This window comes from Shewanella sp. 3_MG-2023, from assembly GCF_030548765.1.
Classification (GTDB): domain Bacteria; phylum Pseudomonadota; class Gammaproteobacteria; order Enterobacterales; family Shewanellaceae; genus Shewanella.
The window spans coordinates 78,870-104,975 of record NZ_JAUOSH010000012.1 but is presented as its reverse complement, the minus strand read 5'-3'; the positions used below and the strand labels follow the sequence as shown (position 1 = coordinate 104,975).

Sequence of the window (26,106 nt, the reverse complement as noted above, 5' to 3'; positions counted from 1 at the left end):
TTGTTTATCCGCTATAAAAAAATGGATTAAATGAATCACGGCCATAAAATAACCGTTTCTGATTTAATTACGTCAAAAGTTACTTAGTTAATCGCTCAGTAAGCGCTACAATAATCAGGCCAATTTTAGTTATTTGTTAAAATTAGATAGTCAACGAGGCCAAAGCTTGCTATAATATTGCCCCTTTGACGCGGGAAATCGACACGGGGTTGATTTTCTGTCTGTGAAACTCTAGTACGAATGCCAATAACTTCGTACGCATCCACAAGGCTACAACTCAATGTCATCCGATGAAAGAACTTTCCGCGAACTTGGTTTATCCGAGAATTTGCTTCGTGCCCTTGACGATCTAGGTTACGAAAAACCAACTCCAATTCAGTCTGCTAGTATCGATCCTTTAATGGAAGGTAAAGATATTTTAGGCCAAGCTCAAACAGGTACAGGTAAAACAGGTGCTTTCGCACTGCCTTTACTAAGTAATGTTGACCAAAAGCTGAATGCTCCTCAAATCCTAGTGCTTGCACCAACACGTGAACTTGCTGTTCAGGTTGCTGAAGCATTTGGTAGCTACGCTAAACACATGAAAGGCTTCCATGTACTACCTATTTATGGTGGTCAAAGCATGCATCAACAATTAAGTGCGCTACGTCGTGGCCCACAAGTTGTTGTTGGTACGCCAGGTCGTGTAATGGACCACATGCGTCGTGGCACTCTTAAACTTGATGCACTACAAGCACTTGTTCTTGATGAAGCTGATGAAATGCTAAAAATGGGCTTCATCGATGATATCGAATGGGTTCTTGAGCACAAACCAAAAGACAGTCAACTTGCCCTTTTCTCTGCGACTATGCCAGAGCAAATCAAGCGCGTTGCGAACAAGCACTTAAACAACCCTGTTCACATTAGTATTGCTGCTAGCCATACTACTGTTGAGTCAATTGATCAGCGTTATGTTCAAGTATCACAACACAACAAACTTGAAGCGTTAGTACGTGTTTTAGAAGTTGAAAATACTGAAGGTATTATCATCTTCGTACGTACCCGTAACAGCTGTGTTGAACTTGCTGAAAAACTTGAAGCGCGTGGCTATGCATCTTCACCATTACACGGTGATATGAACCAACAAGCTCGTGAACGTGCTGTTGACCAACTTAAACGCGGCAAGTTAGACATCCTAATTGCTACTGACGTTGCGGCCCGTGGTCTTGACGTTGAACGTATTGGTCACGTAGTTAACTACGATATCCCATATGATTCAGAAGCTTATGTACACCGTATTGGCCGTACAGGTCGTGCTGGTCGTACTGGTATGGCAATTCTTTTCGTTACCAACCGTGAAATGCGTATGCTTCGCACTATCGAACGTGCAACGAACAGCCGTATCTCGCCAATGAAAGTACCTAGCCCTGAAACTGTTGCTGAGCGTCGTTTATCACGCTTAGGTGAGCAAATCCAAGAAACCGTTAACGGTGACTTAGATTTCATGAAAAATGCAGTGGCTCAGTTATGTCAGCAGCTTGAAATTGACACTGACTTACTCGCAGCAGCATTACTTCAACAAGTACAGGCTGAGCGTCCATTACAACTTCCTGCGATTCAAGAGCGTCAACGTGATTCACGTGACCGTGATGATCGTGGTCCTCGCGACGCTGGTCGTGAGCGTCCTCGTCGTGATTCACGCGGCAGCCGTCCATTGCCAACAAGCTTTGGTAGCGCTGAAGGCCTGAAAGATAAGCCTGATGTTAAAATGTGCCGTTACGTAATCGATGTAGGTCGTGATAACGGTGTTGGTGTAGGTAATATCGTTGGCGCCATCGCTAACGAAGCAAACATTGACAGCCAGTTCATTGGTCAAATTCAATTATTTGATCAAGTTACTTCAATTGACTTGCCAGACGGCATGCCAAAAGATGTACTAGGCCACTTAAGAAAAGTACGTGTTTGTGGTAAAGCATTAAACATTCGTGAAGCGAGTGATGCCTCTTTCCCAGCTGAAGCACCACGTCGTCCACGTAGTGACCGTCCTCGTAGCGACCGCCCTCGTGGTGATCGTCCACGTAGTGACCGCCCTCGTAGCGACCGTCCACGTAAGCCACGTGACAGCGAGTAAATACTTGCAGTCCAACTAACGTTGGTTTAACGCATAAAAATGGAGCCTTGTGGCTCCATTTTTTATGGCTGAAATAAAACTCATCCTACAAGCACCAATAACGCTAAAGTTATTGCGATAAACGCTTTGGTCTTAAACGCTTTCGCCTTCGACATGGGCTTGCCGCTTTTGCTTGTTGCCCACATACAAGGGCCATAGTTGCATGGTAAACACAGCGCCAACAATCAATACAATCCCCAGCAGCGACCACAGATCAATCACATCAACCTTAAACACCTCAGGCCACCAGCCTAAATACACCACTAAAGCGTTAACGCTAAAACTGAGCACTGGCGTCAGCGCGAGCATGGCACTCACTTGCGCCGTGGGCCAGTACTTCATCGCCTGACCAAAACAGCCATAAGCAATTAAGGTATTGATGGCACAAAAACCGACGATCAACCAATGGCTGCTATCCATAAGCCCAAAGTGACTAAACTCGCTAAAAGGCGCCATCACAAGGATCCCTAAGCCATAGATACATAGCAACACATTATTGGGTGTTAGCTTAGTAAACAATGACTTTTGCAGTAAGGCATAACTCGTCCACGACAACACTGAAAACTGCACAATCAGCACCCCAAATAGAATTTGACTGCTATTTTCTGCCGACACATCAAGGCTTGGGTGAAAGAACAGCAACACCCCTAATGCCAGAGCTGCAAAACAGCTTAGCTGCACCGCCGTGAGCCGCTCTTTAAAAAACAGTGCGCCACCAAAGGCTAAAAAGAACGGTGCAGTTTGAAAGTTAAGTTGCGCAGTACCTGGTGATAAGTAATCCAGTGAATACACAAAAGAGGTGTAATTGAGCATCAGTAAAATACCTGCAGCAGCAAGCTTTAGCCAATCACCCCCCTGCAGTTGACTAAATTGCTTCAAATTACCAAAGCGCCATAGCAGAATAAAGGTCACCACAAAGGCCACTAAAAACCTAAACCAAGTTAACGTAACCGGATCAATAAACCCTCCGGATAACTTAAGCGCTATGGGTAATATCCCCCAAAACACAACGGCAACGCTGACAAACATAAGACCTAAACGGGTATGGCTCACAAGATATTCGCTCTTTAATGGTAAAGCTGCAGAAAATTCATTCTAAAGAGCTATGCCAATAAAGCCAATGGCGAATAGCGAGTTTAATTTGCCTCAGTATTCGCTATACAGGATTAAGAGTTTAGCCGCCTGATAAGCATGGAAATCTGCCTTAATACAGGTAAAATAGCCGCCATAAAAATACCTAACTATCCTTATCAATAAAGGATATCTCCCTACACTCAATTTCTTAAGGAATACTGGCCATGAGTCTTGCTGATTCAGTTCTCGCTATCAATAACGATTTGCCGATCCGAACCGATAAGCCAGTACACAGCGGTAAAGTTCGCAGTGTATATTGGTTAACTGAGGCTGATAGCCGCCGCTTAATTGCCGATAAAGGCTATAACGTGCCAGCTGATACCCCATTAGCGATAATGGTGATCAGCGATCGCATTTCAGCATTTGATTGTATTTTTCATGGTGAAGGTAATTTACAGGGCATTCCAGGTAAAGGGGCGGCACTTAACGCTATCTCTAATCATTGGTTTAAGTTGTTTGCTGAAAATGGTTTAGCCGATAGCCATATTCTTGATATCCCACACCCATTTGTATGGATTGTGCAAAAAGCGCGTCCAATTAAAGTTGAAGCGATTTGTCGTCAATACATTACCGGTTCAATGTGGCGCGCTTATGCCAAAGGCGAACGCGAATTTTGCGGTATCACACTGCCTGAAGGGTTAACCAAAGATCAAAAACTACCAGAGTTATTGATAACTCCTTCAACCAAAGGCATTTTAACCGGTATTCCAGGTGTGCCTGAGCAAGATGATGTCAACATTAGCCGCGCCGATATTGAAGCCAACTACCAAGCCTTTGGCTTTGAAAAACCAGCCGATATCGACTTATATGAAGTATTATTAAAGCAAGGCTTTAAGGTCATCTCAGATGCGCTAGCCACCCACGACCAAATGTTTGTCGATACTAAATTTGAATTTGGCTACGTCAATGACAAAGACGGTAACTCCAAACTGATTTACATGGATGAAGTGGGCACACCAGACTCGTCACGTATTTGGGATGGCGCAGCGTATCGTGATAGCAAGATTGTTGAAAACTCCAAAGAAGGCTTTCGTCAATTTCTGCTCAATCATTTTGACGATGCCGATATTCTGCTTAACAAAGATAGAATGCCTGAGCGTGAAGCCCTCGCCCGTGATAACGACTTACCATTAGATGCGATGATGAATGTCTCTCGCACATACACTGGCGTGGCAGAAAAGGTAACCGGCACTAGCATCTCGCTACCTGACAACCCAAAAGCGGATATTATTAACGTTTTAGCCGAGCAATATGACTTAATCGACTAATCCTAAATCCACACATAAAACGAAAAAGGCGCTTAATGCGCCTTTTTACTATCTACTGATTAACCACAACATTTTGGTTAACGCCATTGTCTAGAAATACTTAATCCAGCCCTGTTTACTTTGATGCTTGTACTGACTAAACCACTTAGTTGGAAAGTACAACAGCAGCGCCAATATCACCGTCACCGCCCACACCCAGCTTATATCGGTAAAGCCATATAAATCGCCATAGTTAGGCCCAATGACATTAACGGCAAAGCGGTACATAAACAGTAATAAATATAAGTGCACAATATAGAAAAACATTGGCGCTGATCCAAAGGTTGATAACACTTTACCATAGCGCGGGTTCAGCTTTTCAAGCGTCCGTAAACACAATAATGTGCCGCCAAGAGTCACCAGTAAAAAGTCCAATGAAGGTGGATATTTGGTTAAGTTAAATACCGACTTTAATGTCATTACTAGGGTTTCACCTTGCTGCCAATCAAGTGTTTCGCCGTAAATATTAAAACCGCGTAAGACTGCAAAAATCGCAAAGCAGCTTAAGCCAAGCCCAATGAGCAGGTTATGACGTTTGTTATCATCAAAGCTTGCACTGTAAATCGGTGCTATCACATAGCCTAACAAAATCACCCCAATCCAAGGTAGTACCGGATAACTGGCTCTAATGCCGATAAAGTCATTGGTTAAGATATTGCCGCGGTCATGCAATATGGCCCATAACGTATAACCCCACTCCCCTGGCGAGAAGCTAATGGGCGTAAGCATGTTATGACCAAATACGATCACTAAGCCAATAAGCCCAAGCCAAAATCTCGGTAAGCCGATTAATAACGCTAGCGCCAACATACTGATGCCAATTGCCCACATGACTTGCAGCCAAATCATCTCGTAATTGCCCATCCACTGAAACGTAATCACTGTGCACTCTAATGCGATAATAAACAGGCCACGCTTGATTAAAAATGACCTTGCGGAGCGCTGTGGGCCAAATTGCGGATGGCTATATAACCACGCTGATACTCCGGTTAAAAACACAAAAGTAGGCGCACAAAAATGCGCAGCAAATCGGCTTATAAATAATCCCGTACTGGTGCTATCCAGTGTCATCGGATCGGTGACTTGCTCATGAAAGAAAAACCGCTCTCTAACATGATCCAGCAGCATGATAAGCATTACAATGCCGCGCATAATATCGATACTATCAATTCGCTTTTTTAACATTGGAGCGGTTACGGTATTCAACTTTTCGACTCTCTTTAACACTCAAAAAACACAGCCATTAAATGGTGCAATTACTAGCACAACACTATAACAGGCGTTTTTTTTATCACGGTGATTTAAAGTAAATTGCCTGTAAAGCAAGCACAAAGCGCAATAAAATACGCTCAAAAAATTTACAAACCACCACCGATTTTAAATGATAATAATTTCTATTAAATAATACATCGATTAGGCTTTAGGGCGAAAACCTAAAGCAGACAAGAGCAATAAGCCTAAGTAACCTAAGCTACCGCCATCATCTTTGGCTGTCATTATAGCATCTGCATCTTTAGTATCCTGTACTTCGGGATATGCCAGGGCGATGATCACCGGATCGTGATCTGATGATGAATAGCCATTGTCAGACTTAACTAAATCGCCGGTGTATTTGCTACTGTATTCAAACAAGCTCGATTCAACCGCATTGATATGCCAGTCTTCAATCGCCACTAGCCGAGCCGCTAAGCTTGTATTACCTAAAGCATGGTCTAAATTACCTAACTCACCACCATAACTGTACGAGTATGTAGCAGGCCCATGTGCTTGGGTGTTTAAGTTGATTAGCCCATAGCCCTTATCAATCACACGTCCTTGTGCATCATGCTCTGCGCCATTTAAGCTGGTGTGTGAGGCGGTTTTTATCACATGTTCAGTTAGGCTGGCATCATAGTCAGTGAGTACTGCTAACGGATCTTCTCTGCCATAGGCATTTAAATCGCCAATCACCAGCACATCACCGTCTAAGCCGGTTACCGACTCACCGATCACTTTAGCAGCAGAAACGCGAAAGGCATTACACTTGCCCTGTAAATCTACAGGCTCTGAATCTTCATTAAAGCTTAACCAATCTTCTAAACAGCCTGAGCCTTTAGATTTAAAATGATTAACCACAATCGTCAGCTTGTTACCATTAATGCTAAAGCTTTGCATTAGGCTGTGGCGCTGATATTTACGGTAGGCGGGATTTGTTTCTGTTACGCCCTCATTGATACGGGTTAGCGCTCCTTCTGCCACGTGTTGCTCAGGGGTCGCGATTATTTGAGCTGCGTCAGCTAAAGCAACAACGGCGGGTCGATATAATATGCCAACTGCGATAGCATCAGTGCCGATGAAACCGTCATTGTCAGTGACTTTAACAAATTGATAAGCCTGCTCAGGTGCCAGCTTGGCATTAAGGGCATCAACTAGATTTTGAATGGCACTTAACTTACCAAAGCCATTATTTTCAACTTCCATTAAGCCAATAATATCGGCATTCATCGCCGCCATCGCATTCACGATTTTTGTGCGCTGCAGCAGCATTTCAGACTCAAGCTTTGCCCCGCGATTGTGGCCTAATGGGTTTTTATCACCGCCAAACTCACTATTAAAGAAGTTCAGTACATTAAAACTTGCTACCCGTAAGTCACCTTGGGCCGCAATGGCTGGCGCTACGGTGCGATCATGATGGCGAATAAAATCACTGGCACTAATGTCATTGGTTGGCATAAAGCGATATTGCTCATAACTATAGCCAATCACACCTTCAATATTGGTCAACTGATCGCCAACCCGAATATAGCCGTTATCGGCATTAAAGCTTGGGAAATACGGCACCTCGCCATGTTCAGCTTTATAGTCTGACTCAACCACCAGCTGGTTGGCGATATTGGCGCGATTCAATGCTATCGCCTCTGCTGATAATGGTGCATAAACCTGCGTGGCTTTCATCAGTGGCGCTTTATGTGATAACACCATGTTGTTGCGATATGAGTCATAATCTAGGCTAAATGAACGGGTAACTTTCATGTCACTTGCAGTGTCTAATAGCACTTTCATGCCTTCAACACGCTCCAGCGCTTCGGCAAGTGATTGACCATCAGCAATATGTAACGGGGTCGCTGGCAACTCACCAACATAGTTACCTAAGTGAAATTGTTGCTGCTGTGCAATATTGATTTGGGTAAAGCCTGCATATTCTTGTACTTTACCAGTGACGCAAATCTGCATCCCCGGGACAATTTCTGCTGGCGCAGTGCCTCCCCAATGGACAAAAATACCATCAGATGTCAAAGGCGAGCCGTCACCTTGGGGATCTTGAATAAAAAAACCTTTATATAATCTTTCTGCCCGCGCAGTAACCACACCTTTAGTGGTCACTTCATGAATGGATTCATCCGCGCCTGCAGCGATAAATGGACTCATCTCACCAGCGCCTTGGATCTCATAGATAGGAACAGTGGTTTTGCCTTCACATGAAAACTCATTCGCTGTCACGTCTTGTGTCGTTACGGCTTTGGCCTGTGCCTGCATACTCATAACCAATGTGATGGCTAACGATATTGCAGATAACTTGCTTACTCTCATTTAACACTCCAACTTATTATTCTTATGCTTATTGAAGCCATATTACAACGGACTATTTAATCGCTAATTGGTTAAATTACAATCTTAAAATGGCATTGTGCACACAGCTATTTATTCGCATTCATTTCGCTGAGTTTAATATCGAAAAAGGAGCCGAAGCTCCTCTTTAATCAATAGCTCAGCCACCTAAAATGAGTGCGACTTTGCTATTTTTAAACATTAGCAGTTAATATTTTGCTGCCGCATCTTCTTTTGGCAAACTGTTCTCAATAAACTCACGTAAGTCTTGATTTGATTGCTTTAAATCTTCGGCACGTAAATACATCATATGACCGCTGCGGTAGCCTTTAAAGCTAAGGCGTTGTTTCATTTTGCTGCTCGGATCTAATTGCCACATGCTATATTTGGCATCGAAGTAGTTCGTCGCGCCGTCATAGTAACCCGCTTGAAATAACACATTTAAATATGGGTTTTGCGCCATAGCTTGACGTAGGTTTTCACCGGTTTTATTTTCGGTGCGATCCCACGGGTGTACATCACCCAGCATGTAATATTTTACATCGGTTTTGTAATTTAGCTCTTCACGCATGTAAGCATTAATTGCAGGGGTAAAGGAGTGTAACCAAGACATAAGTTCAGCGTTAAAGTCTGGGCTATCACCGACATCTTGTTTATCTATACCGATATAACGTGAGTCTAAACGGCCAATGGTTTGCCCACGCTCACGCAGTAACTCTTTCCAAAAGTATCGAGTTGACACATCAAGGTTTGATTTCAAAATAACATCAACACTGAGGCCTGAATACAGCGCCACTTTCTCTGCAATTTTTTGTTTATGATCTGGAGCGATAAAGCCGCCCATAGCTAGTGCAGGGATATATTCATTAATGGTAAAGGATTCAACTTCAGGCAAAAAATCAGCAAGGTCGGCTTGTTGAAGTTCAGCAGTTAAGGCTTTGTGATACCAAGCCGCTGCTGCGAAATACGGTAAGCGGTTAGCTGATTTAACCGGGCCTTTGCGCTCAATACCCATGTCAGTCGGCGAGACTAAAATAACCCCATTCACATACATCCATTGGCGATTTTGTAACTCAAGTGCCAACCCAGCAACTCGGGTGGTGCCATAGCTTTCACCAATCAGATATTTAGGTGAGCGCCAGCGTTCAGTACGACTGACAAAGGTATTGACCCATTCAGCTAAATATTTGATGTCAGCGTTAACCCCAAAGAACATCTCTTGCTGCTCATCTTTGCTCGGCATTTCGCCGTCTTTATTAGCTAGCACTCTTGAATAACCAGTATTAACCGGGTTTACATAAACAATGTCGGCAATATCTAAAATCGAGTATGGATTGGTTTTCACCCCATAAGGTTGTAGCGGGTAACCTTCATCATCAACATTAATTGCACGCGGGCCGGTATAACCAATATCCATCCACACAGAAGCTGAGCCTGGGCCACCGTTGAAAGAGATTAACAGCGGTCGTTTGGCGGTATCTTTTACATTATCTCTCTGATAATAGGTATAACTTAAAGTGGCAACCGCCTCGCCTTTTTTATTCCATACAGGCTGAGTGCCAACCGTTGCGGTATAGGAGAAGCTATTGCCGTTCACCTTGGTTTTATGGTTGGTGACAACACTACTGTCGACAGGAATGTGACGACTATAATCCTGCTTTTTAGGTGTCACTTGCTCTTCAGCAAACGTGATTGTGGATACAGAACATAACAATAGGCTTGCTATGATGGCTGTAATCGTCTGTGTTTTCATACCTTCTCTCTTATTATTGATATTGTCGATTTATCGTAGGTTGTAGTAATTAAAGATTCAATGATACATTTATGTGAATCCATTTAATGTCCATATGATTCAAAGTGCAACACGCATGCATTAAACAACACGACAAATAGTTAAAATACCCCTATTTATTAATTATTTAACTGTTAACATTAATCGTAAGCAAACGTACATTCACATTTAACATAACGGCAAGGCGATGCTGAAACCGACAATAACAAAAATAGAATCCAAATAATGACTTCCCCCATAGCGCAAAAGCGTCAGCAACAGAATCAACAAACACCTCATCAGCTCCCTTTGCAAACATGGCAAGCGCCTGATTGGCCTAACAATGCCAACCTTTGGGTTAAAGCCGTTTTAATCGGCCAAAATATCGAACCGATTGATGATCTTGTTGCAGTAAAGTGCTGGTCATTAGGGCAGGTTTTAAAGCAAGCAACCACTCAAGGTGATGTGTATTTTAAAGCCACGGCGCATTTACCATTATTTTCAAATGAAGCGAAACTTTGTCAAAAGCTGGGTCAATTATTTCCGCAACAATCGGCCCAGGTGATTGCGATTGATGAAGCAAAACAATGGATGCTGACCCAGGACTTTGGCAATGCCTATGAAGAAACGGTCCCTTTAGCGGTTTGGGCAGAGGCTTTTAGCTCATTTGCACAGCTTCAAATCAGCAGCAGTGAACACATTGGAGAGTTAGCCTCATCTGGCTGCCTAGTTCGCGACATACAGGATTTACCTCAGCAGCTAACAAGCATATTTAACGACGACAGTATTTTGGCCAGGCTACCAGAAGCAATTCTTCATCCGCAGCAGTACCAAGCCATATTAACGGCATTAGACAATGCCATTCGTGCTTTAAAGCAATTCAAGTTACCAAACACCCTGGTTCATAGTGATTTACATATTGAAAATATCGCTAAGGTAAAGGGTGAGTGTGTCTTTTTTGATTGGAGCGATGGCTGTATTAGCCATCCTTTTATCGATGGCACTTACTTATTTAGAATGCAGCCTAGCGCAGATAAACACGCGGTCATTAATGCCTATTTATCTCAATGGACTCACTTACATTCCATTGAGCAATTAAATCAGGCATGGAATATTGCTGAAGTCGTCTGCTATGCCCATCAAGCGGTATCTTATGCGCAAATGATCAATCAACTGCCACCATCGGGAATTGAGGATCTACAAACTGCTTTTGAAAATGCCATTAAACGACTTTTCGATAAGGTATTAATCGAAGCGTAAAAGAAGTAAGCCCTTAGCGCCAACGTTAAAGAACAAAAAATGCCGATATGTCCATATCGGCATTTTTATTGGCTGCAGCTTTAGCTCAAGATTGATATCAAAGAGCTTCAAAAAATCACTGTAAACTTAAAGTTGATTTAGCTGGTAACCAAATTGACTACTGGTATCAGGGCTTAATACAAAACTGTAATTGGTTTCGCCATCAAAACTCATTAACTCAGATTGGTACAATAAGGTTTGAGTGCCAGTATCAGATTCATATACCACGTTAATCTCATAATCATCTTGCAATAACACTAGGCTATCTTGATCAGTAAAGTCTAAATCGGTAATAGTGTATTCAGCGGATTCTATGGTTTCTGTGCTACGCACAAAATAGATGGTTAAATCATCGTAGTCTTGCGATAAGTTAACAATATCAACATTGTACTCATAGGCTCTTGGACGTAAGTCATGCTCAATAACCATGCCTTGAATCGTTTCTTCATCTTGATATAGCAGCAAGGTACGGACATCATCTTGATTAAAGGTCACTAGTACATTGTCTAACAGTATTTCTGCAGTGGCTGAATCTGTGACACTGACGCCATAATCATTAAAACCGGTTTGTTGGTAATCGCTTACAGTAAAAGGAGCGATATCCAGTAAGTAATGCGACTCAGCTTTACTGATCACATCGACATCTAAACTACGTTGCTCTAGCCCGTTAAAGACCCGAAAATCTGCAGTAGCATCGATGTTAGTGTAAGACGTTGGCGTTGTGGTTGAATCGACACTGTCGATCACCACTTTTAAATCACCTGAACCAAAACTGTTTCTAATCATAAATTTATAAACAGTTTCTGTGGTTAAGCTCATACTGCTTGTGGTGTAGACCACATTATCTGTACCCTTGTCGGTGAGATAAACAATATAGTCATCAGTGTCGAGCATCAATTCTGAGGTGACCCCACGGTAATCGACACTACCAATCATAGTGGCATCGGCGTATGAGTCAGTGTCGAGGGAAATGTAAGCATCAAATGCCATTTCCTCTGCAGTAACATTGGCAACCAGCACCTGCATTTTACTGTATTCATTATCTTCATCGCTATTGAGGTCATCCATATCCGCGCGGTCATAAATAACCTTGAGTAGCTCCGGCGAGTGATAATCACCATAAAGGACAAATAAATGATTCTCTTCTTTATCTAGATCCATGTCCTCAGAATAAATACTGCTTGAATCACCATTTTCATCTGAACCATAGATCTCCATGGTGACACTACCAGTAGCGTAACTATAGCGGGGCATACTGTCGCTAAACGCCACCGAAGTGTATTCATACTCGCCCATCACCAATGATGTGGCTGTGCTGTTAGCCGACGCATTATAAAACTGGATATAAGCACTATCAGTTTCACTGTTATCATCACTATCAGAAGAATCACAGCCCATCAGAGTTAAGGAGCTCAGTCCCAACATCATTAATCCACACATTTTTTTATCAAACATAACAACTCCATTAACGATTTAACTACATGTTAATGGATAGGACTAAGCTTGAGCGTAATCGATTGTCAAGAAGTGTAAAGCTCATAAAGACTATGTAAATTAGAGGGTTCCATTACTCTGACAAAAACAAAAAAACACCGACAAGTCGGTGTTTTAAAGGTTAAGACAGTAAACTTATTACTGCAGTGCAGCGCTTAGCTACCGGCTATTTTCATTTCACTCAGTAAGATACCGCCAGTGCGAATAGATGAACGTAAGTCTCTATCCTTAGCCACACCTTGAATGCCCATGAACATGTCTCTTAAATTGCCTGCAATGGTGATTTCTTCTACTGGGAACTGAATTTCACCGTTCTCAACATAAAATCCAGCAGCGCCGCGAGAGTAATCGCCTGTGACCATATTGACACCTTGGCCCATCACTTCTGTGACGATAAGACCTGTGCCCATGGCTTTTACTAATTCATCAAAGGTTTGGCCGCTATGACTTAAGGTCCAGTTATAAATGCCACCAGCATGACCTGTATTGACTAAATCTAACTTGCGCGCTGAATAACTGGTTAGCAGGTAAGTGGATAAATGGCCAGCATCGATAATATTACGCTGCTGGGTAGCCACACCTTCACTATCATAATTTGCACTGGCTAAAGCGCCAATAAGATGTGGGTTTTCCTCGATGTTAAACCATTCAGGAAACAGCTGCGTATTAATCGAATCTTGTAAAAAACTCGATTTACGGTACAGACTGCTACCACTTATCGCACCGATCAAATGACCCATTAAACCAGTGGCGATTTCAGGCGAAAATAGTACAGGCAGTTTAGCCGTGGGAATTTTACGGGCATTGAGACGACTAGCCGTTTTGTTAGCGGCTAAAATCCCCACTGACTCAGGCGTCATTAACTCATTATATTTACGTGCAATGGTGTAATCATAGTCACGCTGCATGTTGCCATCGTCTTCTTCACCGATCACCACACAACTTAAACTGTATCGTGAGCTGCAATAGCCTTTTAAAAATCCGTGACTATTGCCATAGACCTTGGCTGCAGTATGAGCATTGGCGGTCGCGCCATCAGAATGCTGCACCCGGCTGTCCACTGACAAACTGGCTTCTTCGGCGCGAATGGCTAATTGAGCTAGTTCATCAGGAGTAATATCTTGAGGATGGTATAAATCTAAATCGCGGATGGTTTGCGCCATTAACGCTTTATCAGCAAGGCCACTAAAAGGGTCTGATGAGGTATAACGGGCAATATCATCAGCGGCTTTAACGGCAACGGCAATGGCTTCAGGACTAAGGTCAGAAGTTGAAGAGCTGCCCTTACAACCATCACGATAAACCGTAATACCTAAAGCACCATCTTTATTAAATTCAACGGTTTCAACTTCTTTTTCACGGGTTGAAACCGACAAACCTTGTTGTTTGCTAATGGCAACTTCAGCCGCACTCGTGCCTAACTTTTTTGCATGCTCTAATGCGACAGCAACGGCATCTTGTAACGCCGTTAATTCAGTATCAATATTATTGGTAGACACAAATTTACTCTTTAGTTTCCATTGTTAGGCTTAGCATATCAAATTCAAAACTGTATTGATAACCATCAAAACAAGGATTTACCCATCACAATGGCGCTAAATAAACTAACCTTAAGTTAATCAGTGAGTATCATATTGAATTCTCGCAGATTGATTCTATGAAGCTGGTTGATAAATCGGTCTCTACAGGCTTGCTCTTTTGGCAAGCTGAAGACGATGGTAAGCATCAAAGATTGACCAGCCTTAACATATTTAAAAAATATTCATCGGCTTAAGCTTGAAAACCCGTTATACAGTGGCCTACACCACCCTGAAAGTGCTATTATTCGCCGATATTTATGAGAGGTTTATTACTATGAAAATTGTCGGCGATTCAGATCACTTTAAACAGCCATACGACAATGACGATGAATACGTCAGCAGAACAGAATTTAAAAAAGAAAGCGAAGAAGCTCAAGAGCTTGGCATGCGCTTAATTGCATTAAGTAAAACGCAGCTTGATAAAGTCGAGCTAGAAGAGTTTTTATACGATGCAGTATTAAAAGCCAAAAATATTAAGCAAAAAACAGAAGCCTATCGTCGTCATTTACAATACATTGGCAAACTAATGCGTGGCTATGATCATGAGCCAATCATTAAATCAATCGATAATGTATTGAATAAAAACAATAATGAATCTGCACAGGTTCATAAAATTGAGAAGTTACGTGCCCGCTTATTAGAAAACCCAAACGAAGAAGTTGAAGCTTTACTGGCTGAATACGCAAGTTTTGAGCGTCAAAAGTTACGTCAATTAATCAGACAAACCAATAAAGAACTCGCTAAAGGCCCTGAGTCAAAATCATTTATCGAGTTGTTTAAATATTTACGTGCTGGAATAACCGAATAAACACCACTTACAAGGATGTTGCTGATGCCACTAAATACAATAATACGTGCACTGCCTTTTTCTATTGCTTCACTATTTTTAATGACCGCTTGTAATGGGCCTTCTGATGATAACGATACTGGCAGTGGAGGCGAAGGCAGTTACAGCATTAGCCTAAGCTACCAAAGCGTTGTTAATGGTCAATGCGCTGAAACCACTGATGAATTACGCTTTGATGTCACTGAGCGCTTTTGCGCAGTAGCCCAGTTAAAGCAATCCAATAGCAACGTCAGTGGCGCCATTGTCAGCTTTGCCCCAAGTTTTGGTCAAGCCAGCGTTGATAGCACACTAACAAACAGCAGTGGTATCGCCAGCGTATTCATCAGCACCACAGATAATACTGTCGGCGCAGGTACCTTAGTGGTGTCTCATACCCCTACAGATACTGAATCCGAAACTGATGACAGTGTTTCTGCCTCGCGTAATTTTGAATTTATTAATTCAACCACCACGCCAACACCTGAAACCATCACAATCAATGCCAGTATTACTCAGGCAGGGCAAACGGTAACCCGTTTTAAGATTGATCAAGCCGTATTGCTTACGGCAGCAGTTTTAGATGGCAGCAATCAACCAATAGCGGATCAATTAGTGAGCTTCCAGGCTGGCAGCGCCAGTTTATCGCCAAATACCGCCTTAACCTCTACTGATGGTATTGCTACTGTTAGCTACACCCCAAACAGCAGTGAACTTGGCGCTTATAGCTTAATTGCCAGCACTGACTTTGATGGCACCACTGTTTCAGGCAGCAGTGCCTATGAAGTGCTAAGTGGCGATGAAGTGATTCCTGAAGGCACGATTAAGTTTGGTTATATTGTTGACGATGAGACATTCATCGAAGATAAGCTAGGTTCAACCTTAATCGCTGATGACCCCGACGCAGATCCTCTAACCTACACCATCGGTGCAGGGGCAAGTTTTGGCGTTTATGCTGATGTGATTATTGAAGCGGCTGACGGTACATTCGAGCCATTACAGACCCCCGTAAGCGTATCGTTTAGTTCTGATTGTGTCGCCAATGGCGATGCGAGTCTTGATACCCCGGTTACGACATCCTCAGGCAGAGCCAACTCAACCTTTCAAGATAGCAGTTGCAGTGGCAACAGTATTCGCAGCCAACGAATTATCGCTGCAGCCGTTATTGGTAATGACACCTACAACGCCAACTTCGATTTCTCTTTAGAGCGCCAAACTTTAGGTAGCTTGAGCTTTATCTCTGCAGAGCCAAACCAAATTCGCATTAAAGGCGCTGGCGGTACAGGTTCTACTGAAAGCTCATTAGTGACTTTCTTAATCAGTAGCGCTAATGGTCAACCTGCAGCGCAGCAAAAGGTGACCTTTGGTTTAGACACCGTTATCGGCGGCTTAAAGTTTGCCAATGGTGATGAGGCTATTAGTAATGCCAACGGATTAGTTAGCGTTACAGTGCAATCAGGCACAGTGCCTACACCAGTGAGAGTGTCAGCATCTGCAGAAGATACAGATTCGGGCATCATCATTACCACTCAATCAGAGCAGTTAACGGTTAACACAGGCCTGCCTCAACAACTGGGCTTTAACATTTCCCCTTCTTTGTTCAACCCAGAAGCTGCTGATGTTAATGGTGTTGAAGTCACCATGACCGCCTATGCCTCTGATAGCTTTGGCAATCCTGCGCCCGATGACACCACCATTAACTTCACCACAGAAGGTGGCCAAATTCAGCCATCTTGTTTAACTGTAAATGGCAGCTGTTCAGTGGTTTGGACTTCAACCGACCCACGTCCTACAGATCATCGCGTGACCGTATTGGCTTATGCCTTAGGTCATGAGACCTTCTTTGATACCAATGGTAATAATATCTATGATGATGCCGATGGCGGCGCAATCGCAGAGGCATGTTTAAAACCAAATGGTGATCCAACAGCATGTACCGGTAACGGTATGGACATTGAAACCTACCATCAAGGTGGTTTTAGTGACTTAGGCGATGCCTTTAGGGATGATGATGAAACTGGTATTCGCCGTGATGGTGAACCTTATTTCAATACATCAGGAAAGTCATATAACTCACATTGTGATGAGATTGACTGTGAAAATCCCTTCAGCGGTGATGGTATGTTCAATGGCCCACAGTGTGATGATACTTCTGAAGGTGAAGATGATAAGTTTTGCGGAATCGAACAAGCCAATAAAACTTACATTCGTGCCGCAACGGTATTAACGATGTCAGGCTCAACTGCAACTATTATCACTAATAATGATAGCGGTGAAATTGACATGCTATCCATAACAACTGAGAGTACACAGACCATTTATGTTGAACTGTATGACAGCGCTAATCAAATGATGCCAGCAGGTTCCACCTTAACCGTGGCAGCGATAGATGGCTCAATTGCATTTAATGGCTATACCGTACCCAATGCCACTTGCTTTAGTTTTGCAGAAGGCGACCCAACACATGCGTGTAGTCAAGAAGCCACTCAATTTAGCTATACCGCACCCGATGAAACAGGTGAAGATACCATCACTTTAACAGTGACAACACCCGGTGGACTTAAAACAGAGCGGTTTATGAAAGTGACTATTGAATAGACTTATTAGACCCGCATAAACAGAAAGGCCTGCAATTGCAGGCCTTAATTTTATGTGGCCTTACCTTATTCAGGAAAAGTCACCACATCAAGCTAATGCACCAAATAAGTGCTTAAAGAAGCACTATTGGTAACTGTGACTAATAATTAAATTTTTAAATATCTGTTTTATCTACAATATTTAGTTGGTCTAGTCTTTGCTTAGCCTGCATCGACTTTAGTAAAAAGGATTTTAAATGCTACCTTTACATACCTCATTACGAGGTTTGCGTTGTTTTTGTGTTGCAGCCGAATGTCTCAGTTTTAAAGAGACTGCTCAAAAATTATTTCTCACCCCTTCAGCGGTGAGCCATCAAATCAAACAGCTAGAAGAAAACCTACAACAGCAATTATTTATTCGCCAAACTCGCTCAATCACTTTGACAGAAACAGGGATGCGCTTTTATCAACAAATTACCCCGTTAATGTTGCAGCTGACCGAAACAGTCAATAACTTCAATAATGCCCACACCATGCATGAAGTCAGTATTTCCATGCCAGAATTTTTTGCCAGTGAGCTGTTTGTACCGCAACTGGTGGGTTGGTCAAACGAATACCCTAATATTAATTTAAAGCTCGAAACCGTTAAAACCCGCGCCAAACAAACGGCCAATACAGATCTGTCGATCGTGTTATCTGGTAGTCGCCAAGACCCTGATAAATCGTATGATTTATTTCCGCTTAATTATGTTCCAGCCTGTAACCCAGCACTGTTTAACAGGCTTGAACATAAAGGCTTTAGCGCCCTGTTAGAAGTCCCGTTAATCATGCATCAGGCAAGACCCTATGCCTGGCATCAATGGGCTGAAAGTGTTGGCCTTGATCATTTCAAACCCAAACAAATAATTCAATTAGATAGTATGTTTAGCGTCGCAAGAGCTGCTGAGCAAGGTTTAGGCATCGCATTAATCCCACTGCCTATCAGTAAATCATGGTTTGAAAACAATCAGTTAATTTCATTATTTGAGCAATCTTTAACCAGTCACGACCGCTACTATCTGATCAACCATAACAATGTCACCAAGCCTGAAGTGCAGTTACTTATTGATTGGGTTGTCGCCCGCTTCCATTTTTAAACCACCTCACCAGGGCTGACTAATAGGTTAACCACTGCATGAGTGAATAAATCTCACTTATCAAATTGATTTATCTCGTTTGTCAGCCTCAGACTTTTTTCCTAAATTAGCCCTGTAGCAACTAGCTACTACCTATAAAGGAATATAACCATGAAAAAATCAACACTCTCTATCATCACCGCAGCTGGTTTATTATTATCAAGCTCTGCTGTGATGGCCAATGCCATCGAAACGAGCAAATATAAAATGGTACTTATTGAAGACACACCTGGAGTTGATGCCATTCAATCTGGTGACATCAGTGAAGGCATCGCCCTAACAGAAGCTGCCACCGCCACTGTCATTGACAAATACACTCGCAGTTTGAGTCTTTGTGTTGGCTACACTAAGCTTTCAAAGTTTGATATTGCTGAAACAGCTTGTACTGAAGCGGTAGAAATGGCCAATAAGGCTGCTAAGTTACCCTCAATGCAAATGCGAGCTTATGCCTACAATAACCGTGGTGTTATGAAGTTAATGGCTAATGATAATCTAGGCGCACTGGCTGATTTTAAGAAAGCAGCAAAAGCCAACCATGAGCCAATTTACCAACATAACTTAAGTCGCTTAGAAGCGGAATTAAGTCGCTCTGAAACAGGAACGTTATAATTTGGAAGACGATCAACAGCGACAGCAAAGCTTAATGATTAAGCTCAAAGACATGAAAAACAAAATAGGTATATTTCATCTGAATATACCTATTTTTATTTATCAAAAAAATATCAATATCACGATCACTGGATAATTAAGCTCAATACGCCATGATTAACCAGCTAATTCACAGCCCTAAAGGCCGCCACTCAAAACTAAACACTGGCCCCTTCCTTACTAAATAATCGACGTCTTACGCCAATATAAGCCAGCAAGCTAAACAGTAAAAATAAGCCCCACATTTGCAGCCACATTGGCATGATGGCATCCCATGAGGCGCCCATTTGATTTAACTGCAACATACCCATAATGGCAGGTACAGCAGGGATAATTTGCGAAGCTTGCACTAACGGCTCAGGAATTAATGCCAGCGGCCACACAAAGCCTGAGACAAATAAAATCGGCATTGAGACCAATAATAATACTTGAGTGGGTAAGTCACGCCTGACAAACAAACAGCTTAATGCAACCCCGCACGCCGCAGTCGATAATATAAATGGCACCATAAACAGCAACACTTGGCCTAAACTCGCTTGCACACTAACGCCGTAAAAGTAGTAGCAATAGCCCAAATAAAAACATGAAAAAAAGCTATAAATTAAACTGAAAACGGCTATTCGTGCGGTGATCAACGCCAGTGGCGATACCTGCTGCCAATAGCCCTGTTTACGCCATTGGCCTGCGCCTAAAATACTGGCACCTATCAAGAGGGTTTGATGCAAGATCAGTAAAAATAATCCCGGCACCACATAAGGGGTATAGCCTAAACTTGGATTAAATGCCGGCACACTATTTAAATTGACTGAATTAAGATCTTGTTGAATTTGCTGCGGATTCTCGCCCCGCGCCAGTAAGCCTATCATTTGCACTTGTTTACTGGCATCCATGCCTGCTGCCACTAACCCTTCTGCTACCGCAGAATAAATTAAGAAGTAACTGGCATCACCACCGTAACTTAAGGTTGCCCCTTTACCCAGCAGTAGGTTACGCCTAAAGCCTTCTGGAATAACCAATAAACCAAAGGCATCGCCGTTAGCAATCCACTGCTGCGCCTCATTGATGCTGGCCACTTGGCTGACTATTTTGATTTTGGGGCTGGCATCGGCATGACGCACTAACTGTCTGCTCAATGAAGAGTTATCATGATCTACCACGACAATTTTTTGCTCGGTAGGGACTTGATGTAAATAAGGCAGAGGGTATAACACCGAGTAAAACAGTAAGCCGCCAAAAACCGTCAGTACAATATCTTTATCACTTAACAGCGCTTTAAAATCAGCGATAACAAGTTGCAACCAATTCATCGTGCCTCCTGCTGTTGGCTCACAACAGCTAACGACTCAGCACTATTTACCGGCGCTTGTTTTTGACGAATAATTTTTGCTAATAACCAAGCAATAGGCAATAACACGAGAAAATATAACAAGGAGCTAGATTGCAATAATACCTGCCCAGCCTCGGCGCCATAGCTAACCACAATAACATGGGTGTCCATATAATGACTTGAAGGCATTAACAATCGCCACCACTGCGCCAATTGCGGCATATCATTAACTGGAAATGTAATCCCCATAAAGGCAAATGCTGGCGCAAACATCGCCGAGCCCATACTGATACTGCCAGCAGGCTCGCGCATAACCACCACCACTAATATGACCAATAGCCACAAGGCCCCTAGCATCATGGCCTGAGTCAGTACTAACAAGCCTAAGCTGCCAGCAATGGGTAAGCCTAAATAGCCATATAACCAAACTAAAATAAAGCCGCCATGGAGCAACATGATTGGCGTGTAGAGCATGACTTTAGTGGCCACTAATTGCCAAAAATTATCAGGCAATAAGCATTTATCTTCACCTTTGATCAAACTAGCATTTAAGCTATTCACGAACACCATCATTGATAATAACTGCAGCAATGCAATTAATACTGGCGGCACTAAAAATCCGACGTAGTTATTATTACGATTAAATAAAGCCGTGGTTTGACTGGTCACTGGGGATAAATTTACTGCAACAGATGCTTTATTGGCACCGCCTAAAAGTTGTTTTAGCCCCGCCACTTGCATTAACCCTGAGCCAAGGCTTAATTGTAATTGACTGGATAACAACTTACCGACTAATAAGAACTGGCTGTTATAACGAATATCTATGGTCGGGCTAGCGCCTGTTAATAAGCCATGCTTAAACTGATGGGGGTACACTACCAGCGCATAGACCTCTGCAGTACTCATAGCTTCTTGAGCCAGTGCCAGATTAGGATAAGTTTTAGGGCTGATAACGGAGTTAGCACTGAGGTTGCGAGTCAATGTTCGCGTTAGCTGGCTGTTATCTAAATCAACCACTGCTACGGGTAATTGTCGTGGTAAACCTGCACTAAATAGCCACCATAAACACAACATGCTGATGATGGGAATGTAAGTCACCAAGGCTAATTGCCAAGGTGAGTTCCACAGTGTCTTGAGTTCTTTCTGTAATAAAGCTCCCATGAGCGCCTCTAGCCTCTACTGGCTTGTAAATGCTGAGATTAATCTAATGTCAGTAATACTGACATGCCCACTCTAAGATCATCAATGGCTTCATTGGGGCGCAGCTCGACTTGAAAAGTACGCATATCAAAGTCGTGACCACTTTCAGTGGAGCGCCAAGTCGCAAAACTGCCCATCACACTGATGTGCGCCACTGTAAAGTCCGTGGTCAGTTTTAATGCCGGAATGGTTAGCGACACAACATTGCCCACTTTAAACTCAGCCAATTGGTCTTCACGTAGTTGCAATACGGCCCAGGCATCCGACATATCAATTAAACTGACCACAGGAAAACCACTTGGGGCTAACTCACCCGCTTGCAATAACACGTCACTGACTTCAGCTACTTTAGGCGAGCGCATTTGGCTGTCGGCTAAAATGGCATTCACTTCTTTGACTGCACCTTCTGCCATACGGGCATTACCCGCCGCAGCAGCTTTAGTCTCGACTCGGGCGCCTTCATCGGCCATTTCATACATAGCTAACGCCGCTTGCTCAGTGTATTTAGCTGCTTGCCATTGGGTAAAGGCTTCATCGCGCTTTTGTCTGGCAACCACTCCTTCATTAAACAAGTTTTCAACTCGCTGATAAGTGGTTTGCATTAACTCTGTCGCCGCCTTAGCTTTGAGCCATTGCTCCTTTGCTGCGGTAACTTGCTGTTGTCTTGCGCCGTTATCCGCCTCTTGTTGCATGGCATTGGCGGCGTCACGACCGCCCTCCGCTTGCATTAATTTAGCGGCTAATTCCGGGCTATTAATGGCAAATAATAAGTCGCCAATGGCCACTTTGTCGCCGCGCCTAACCATGACTTGCTCAACGCGGCCGGGCACTTTAGAGGAGATATTGTATTCTCTGGCCTCTATTTGCCCCTGCAATACACTGGGTTTAGGCTCAAATGCCAATCTCAAGCCGTTAGCTAATATGCCCACCAAAAAAATAATGGCGATAACTGCAATAATCTTATTAGCCCGCATGCTGGCTCTCCTGTAATTGGGTTCGACCGATAAATTCATCCACTTGACCGCTGATGGCCATTAATCTGGCATATGCTTGTACATAGCGATATTGCGCCCCCAGTTGCTGGGTTTTAACAGCGCTGAGTTTAAGCTCTGCATCCACCCGATCGATTGAGGTTGATAGACCTTGATTAAAGGCAAGTTCACGTAATCTCAGGTTTTCGGTAGCGAGAGCTAAAGAGGCATTAAGGGCGTTAACTTCTTCATCTGCTTGCTGGAGTTGGCGATAGCTTTGATCCACCAGCAGGCTTAAGTCTTGCTGAGTTTGCGCCTTAGTATGCTTAGCTTGCAACAAGGCGCTTTGGGCGGCTTTGACTTTACCGCTGCGGCCATCACGGCTAAATATTGGCACATTTACGCCTAATCCAACCATCCAGTCGGGTTCAATTTGCGAAAATAAACTATCGTCCTCGTAAAGGGTGTAATTACCGTATAAAAATACGGTGGGATGATACTTACCCTTTTCGAGTTTAATTAGCCCATTCGCTTGGGTTTCTTTAGCCTCCAGCAGTTTTAGCGCAGGGTGCTGGCTGATGGTTAACTGGCTTAAGCGCGGCAATGATGGCGGCTGCGCCAGTGAGAATAACCCCGATGTAGGAGTAGCATTGCTCAGCTGCAACATTCTCGATAAAGCAATGGTCGACATTTCATATTGGCGTTGGGAGCTGCCTAAATTAACTTTGGCATTTTCTAGCGCCACTTGGGCATTTAAGCGCTCAACTTTGGCAATCTGCCCTTCGCGCTCTAATTTCTGCGCGTGTGACGTGTGCTCGGTTAACGAATCAACCAACTGTTGATTCGTTTGCACTAAGGTTTTGGTCACTGCTACTGCAAAGTAGCGATCGACAAGCTGGGTAAACAGCTCGCGGCTGACTAAGGCGTACTGATGCTTTTTTTCTTCCACTTGGGCGGCTTGAATACCTTGAGCCGCAGTAATTTGTCCACCAGTATAAATTGGCCACATGGCTTTTAAACTGGCTCGAAAAACGTCTTGCTCGGTAAACGGGGTCACAAACAGTGAGCCGGGGATCGCACCAATGATATTGCCAAGGGCTGGCGGCAGAGCGGCGGGATCTAATGATGCAATGGGATTAAGATCCCGTAAATCAAGTTCTACGGGTTTTTCTAAGCGGGTATAACTTCCTGATAGATCAAGCGAGGGCAAACTTAAGTCTTTGCCCGCATCTTGCTCCGCTTCAGCGCGGCTGACTTCTTGAGATTGCGCCTTTAACTTATCACTGACCGTTAGCAGTTGTTGCCAAGCCTGATTAAAAGCCAAGGGCTCAGCCTGAGCTGCGCTAATAACGCTGATCCCCACAACTAAAAATGCGGCAAAACGACTGCACATAATACGATTACAAATGACCAAATAGCCCATTACACCACCCTGATTAGATTTTTTACTCTATGTTATTAGCAAGTCGTGACTAACTTTACTTTTTACATCAACAACAGTTAGTTAAGTGTAGCTAAATATAAAGCAATGTCGATTAGAATGGCCTAAATAACTAAGGTGCTATTAAGGCACCTTGGTTTCATTGTTAAGCAGTGCCGCCAACGGTTAAACTGTCTAACTTCAAGGTAGGTTGCCCCACCCCAACTGGTACACTTTGACCATCTTTACCGCACACGCCGACACCTTGATCTAAGGCCAGATCATTACCCACCATAGATATTTGGCTCATGGCTTCTGGACCGTTGCCAATAAGCGTAGCCCCTTTAATTGCTTGGGTGACTTCGCCATTTTCAATCAGGTAGGCTTCTGAGGCTGAGAACACAAATTTGCCTGAGGTAATATCCACTTGGCCGCCACCAAAATTAGGCGCATAAATGCCTTTCTCTACTGACTTGATCATTTCTTCAGGCGTTGAAGTGCCAGCTTCCATATAGGTATTAGTCATACGTGGCATTGGCAGGTGCGCATAAGATTCACGGCGGCCGTTACCGGTTGTCGGCTCGCCCATTAGACGCGCATTAAGCTTATCTTGCATATAGCCCTTTAAAATACCATTTTCGATTAAGGTGGTCTTTTGGGTTGGCACCCCTTCATCATCAATACTTAATGAACCACGGCGATTAACAATGGTGCCATCATCCACTACGGTAACTAATTCTGAGGCCACTTGCTGACCGACTTTACCGCTAAAGGCACTGCTGCCTTTACGGTTAAAGTCACCTTCTAAACCGTGACCTACTGCTTCATGCAGCAATACGCCAGGCCAGCCGTTACCCAGTACTACGGCCATTTCACCTGCTGGGGCATCAATAGCATTGATATTCACTTGGGCTTGACGCACCGCTTCACGGGCAAAGTCAAAACACACAGGTAAACCGGCGTCATCAGTTGCCATAAATACGCTGTAATCATGACGACCGCCGCCACCGGCACTGCCGCGCTCACGCTTACCGTTATCTTCTAAAATAACACTACAATTAAAGCGCACTAACGGACGAATATCCGCCGCTAAGGTGCCATCACTGGCAGCCACTAAAATTTCTTCATGTACGCCAGACAAGCTCACTACCACTTGAATAATGCGGCTATCTAGGCTACGAATATAGGCATCAGTTTGCTTAAGCAAATTAATTTTTGGCGCTTCTTCCATGGCCGCTATTGGGTCATCACTACTGTAAAGCTTATGGGTGTCATGACGTTTAAAGGCATGTACTTTGTGCTCTTGGCCCGCCAAGGCAATGCCTCTTGCCGCTTCTGCTGCTGCGCGTAATGCTGCTGGATTAATTTCATCAGCATAAGCGAAACCGGTTTTCTCGCCAGTAATGGCACGAACACCGACTCCGCGCTCAATATGAAAGCTACCTTCTTTGATAATGCCATCTTCAAGCGCCCAGGTTTCATGGCGGCTGCCTTGAAAATATAAATCTGAAAAATCAATATTATGCTGATGAATAATGTTCAGATAATCTTGCAGCCCGTCAAGGGTGAGTGCGCCTTGTAATAAACTTTGTTCTACTTGAGCTAAAAATGGCATTAATTCTCTCTTTAAGCCCCATGGCCTGT

Annotated in this window: 18 protein-coding genes; 7 read left to right on the top strand and 11 right to left on the bottom strand. The window is 43.4% G+C overall.

Features of this window, described 5'->3' with window-relative positions; translation table 11 throughout:
• Positions 1 to 280 precede the first annotated feature (280 nt).
• A complete protein-coding gene (locus Q4591_RS09025) occupies positions 281 to 2,110 on the top strand; it encodes a DEAD/DEAH box helicase (protein WP_102439978.1) in 1,830 nt (609 codons plus the stop codon).
• A gap of 132 nt (positions 2,111 to 2,242) precedes the next feature.
• Here the strand turns inward: Q4591_RS09025 and Q4591_RS09020 are convergent, their stop codons facing one another.
• The gene (locus Q4591_RS09020) at positions 2,243 to 3,178 is read right to left on the bottom strand and encodes a DMT family transporter (protein WP_102475503.1); all 936 of its coding nucleotides are present in this window, start codon (positions 3,176 to 3,178) and stop codon (positions 2,243 to 2,245) included.
• Positions 3,179 to 3,447: 269 nt separating this feature from the next.
• On the opposite strand from Q4591_RS09020, the gene Q4591_RS09015 reads away from it, so the two are divergent.
• Complete coding sequence (locus Q4591_RS09015) at positions 3,448 to 4,551, top strand: phosphoribosylaminoimidazolesuccinocarboxamide synthase (RefSeq protein WP_102439979.1); 1,104 nt, start codon at positions 3,448 to 3,450, stop codon at positions 4,549 to 4,551.
• A gap of 90 nt (positions 4,552 to 4,641) precedes the next feature.
• Here the strand turns inward: Q4591_RS09015 and Q4591_RS09010 are convergent, their stop codons facing one another.
• The 3 genes from Q4591_RS09010 to Q4591_RS09000 all read right to left on the bottom strand — a co-directional run bounded on the left by Q4591_RS09010 (position 4,642) and on the right by Q4591_RS09000 (position 9,931).
• Positions 4,642 to 5,775, bottom strand: a complete 1,134-nt coding sequence (locus tag Q4591_RS09010; protein WP_102439980.1) for a DUF1624 domain-containing protein — start codon at positions 5,773 to 5,775, stop codon at positions 4,642 to 4,644.
• 228 nt (positions 5,776 to 6,003) lie between these two features.
• A complete protein-coding gene (locus tag Q4591_RS09005; RefSeq protein WP_303460643.1) occupies positions 6,004 to 8,160 on the bottom strand; it encodes an ExeM/NucH family extracellular endonuclease in 2,157 nt (718 codons plus the stop codon).
• A 226-nt stretch (positions 8,161 to 8,386) separates the two neighbouring features.
• On the bottom strand, positions 8,387 to 9,931 hold the full coding sequence (locus Q4591_RS09000) for a S10 family peptidase (protein WP_303460641.1): 1,545 nt from the start codon (positions 9,929 to 9,931) through the stop codon (positions 8,387 to 8,389).
• Between the two features lie 264 nt (positions 9,932 to 10,195).
• Here Q4591_RS09000 and Q4591_RS08995 point away from each other — a divergent pair, with 264 nt between their 5' ends.
• A complete protein-coding gene (locus tag Q4591_RS08995; protein WP_303460638.1) occupies positions 10,196 to 11,209 on the top strand; it encodes a phosphotransferase in 1,014 nt (337 codons plus the stop codon).
• 126 nt (positions 11,210 to 11,335) lie between these two features.
• Here Q4591_RS08995 and Q4591_RS08990 read toward each other — a convergent pair whose 3' ends face one another.
• Together Q4591_RS08990 and pmbA are read right to left on the bottom strand one after the other, a co-directional pair.
• Positions 11,336 to 12,703 (bottom strand): hypothetical protein, encoded by a 1,368-nt coding sequence (locus tag Q4591_RS08990; RefSeq protein ID WP_303460635.1) that lies wholly within the window; start codon positions 12,701 to 12,703, stop codon positions 11,336 to 11,338.
• A 194-nt stretch (positions 12,704 to 12,897) separates the two neighbouring features.
• Positions 12,898 to 14,241 (bottom strand): metalloprotease PmbA, encoded by a 1,344-nt coding sequence (gene pmbA, locus Q4591_RS08985; RefSeq protein ID WP_102439985.1) that lies wholly within the window; start codon positions 14,239 to 14,241, stop codon positions 12,898 to 12,900.
• 355 nt (positions 14,242 to 14,596) lie between these two features.
• Here pmbA and yjgA point away from each other — a divergent pair, with 355 nt between their 5' ends.
• The 4 genes from yjgA (at position 14,597) to Q4591_RS08965 (ending at position 19,505) form a co-directional block, all read left to right on the top strand.
• Positions 14,597 to 15,130, top strand: coding sequence for a ribosome biogenesis factor YjgA (gene yjgA / locus Q4591_RS08980; protein ID WP_102440045.1), 534 nt, complete (start codon positions 14,597 to 14,599; stop codon positions 15,128 to 15,130).
• Between the two features lie 24 nt (positions 15,131 to 15,154).
• Positions 15,155 to 17,743 carry an Ig-like domain-containing protein gene (locus tag Q4591_RS08975; RefSeq protein ID WP_303460632.1) on the top strand — a complete coding sequence of 863 codons (2,589 nt, stop codon included), beginning with the start codon at positions 15,155 to 15,157 and terminating at the stop codon, positions 17,741 to 17,743.
• A 235-nt stretch (positions 17,744 to 17,978) separates the two neighbouring features.
• Positions 17,979 to 18,857: a LysR substrate-binding domain-containing protein gene (locus Q4591_RS08970; RefSeq protein ID WP_102439987.1), complete on the top strand. Its 879-nt coding sequence runs from the start codon at positions 17,979 to 17,981 to the stop codon at positions 18,855 to 18,857.
• Positions 18,858 to 19,007: 150 nt separating this feature from the next.
• Positions 19,008 to 19,505, top strand: coding sequence for a hypothetical protein (locus tag Q4591_RS08965; protein ID WP_102475466.1), 498 nt, complete (start codon positions 19,008 to 19,010; stop codon positions 19,503 to 19,505).
• A gap of 197 nt (positions 19,506 to 19,702) precedes the next feature.
• On the opposite strand, the gene Q4591_RS08960 is transcribed toward Q4591_RS08965, so the two are convergent.
• The 5 genes from Q4591_RS08960 to tldD form a co-directional block, all read right to left on the bottom strand.
• On the bottom strand, positions 19,703 to 20,851 hold the full coding sequence (locus Q4591_RS08960; protein WP_102520460.1) for an ABC transporter permease: 1,149 nt from the start codon (positions 20,849 to 20,851) through the stop codon (positions 19,703 to 19,705).
• Positions 20,848 to 22,032, bottom strand: coding sequence for an ABC transporter permease (locus Q4591_RS08955; protein ID WP_102439990.1), 1,185 nt, complete (start codon positions 22,030 to 22,032; stop codon positions 20,848 to 20,850). Before Q4591_RS08955 ends, Q4591_RS08960 begins: the two co-directional genes overlap by 4 nt.
• Positions 22,033 to 22,070: 38 nt before the next feature.
• Positions 22,071 to 23,045: an HlyD family secretion protein gene (locus Q4591_RS08950; RefSeq protein ID WP_102439991.1), complete on the bottom strand. Its 975-nt coding sequence runs from the start codon at positions 23,043 to 23,045 to the stop codon at positions 22,071 to 22,073.
• A complete protein-coding gene (locus Q4591_RS08945) occupies positions 23,035 to 24,435 on the bottom strand; it encodes a TolC family protein (RefSeq protein WP_303460671.1) in 1,401 nt (466 codons plus the stop codon). The genes Q4591_RS08950 and Q4591_RS08945 overlap by 11 nt, the downstream gene beginning before the upstream one ends.
• Positions 24,436 to 24,628: 193 nt before the next feature.
• Complete coding sequence (gene tldD, locus Q4591_RS08940; RefSeq protein WP_102439992.1) at positions 24,629 to 26,077, bottom strand: metalloprotease TldD; 1,449 nt, start codon at positions 26,075 to 26,077, stop codon at positions 24,629 to 24,631.
• Positions 26,078 to 26,106: the final 29 nt, after the last annotated feature.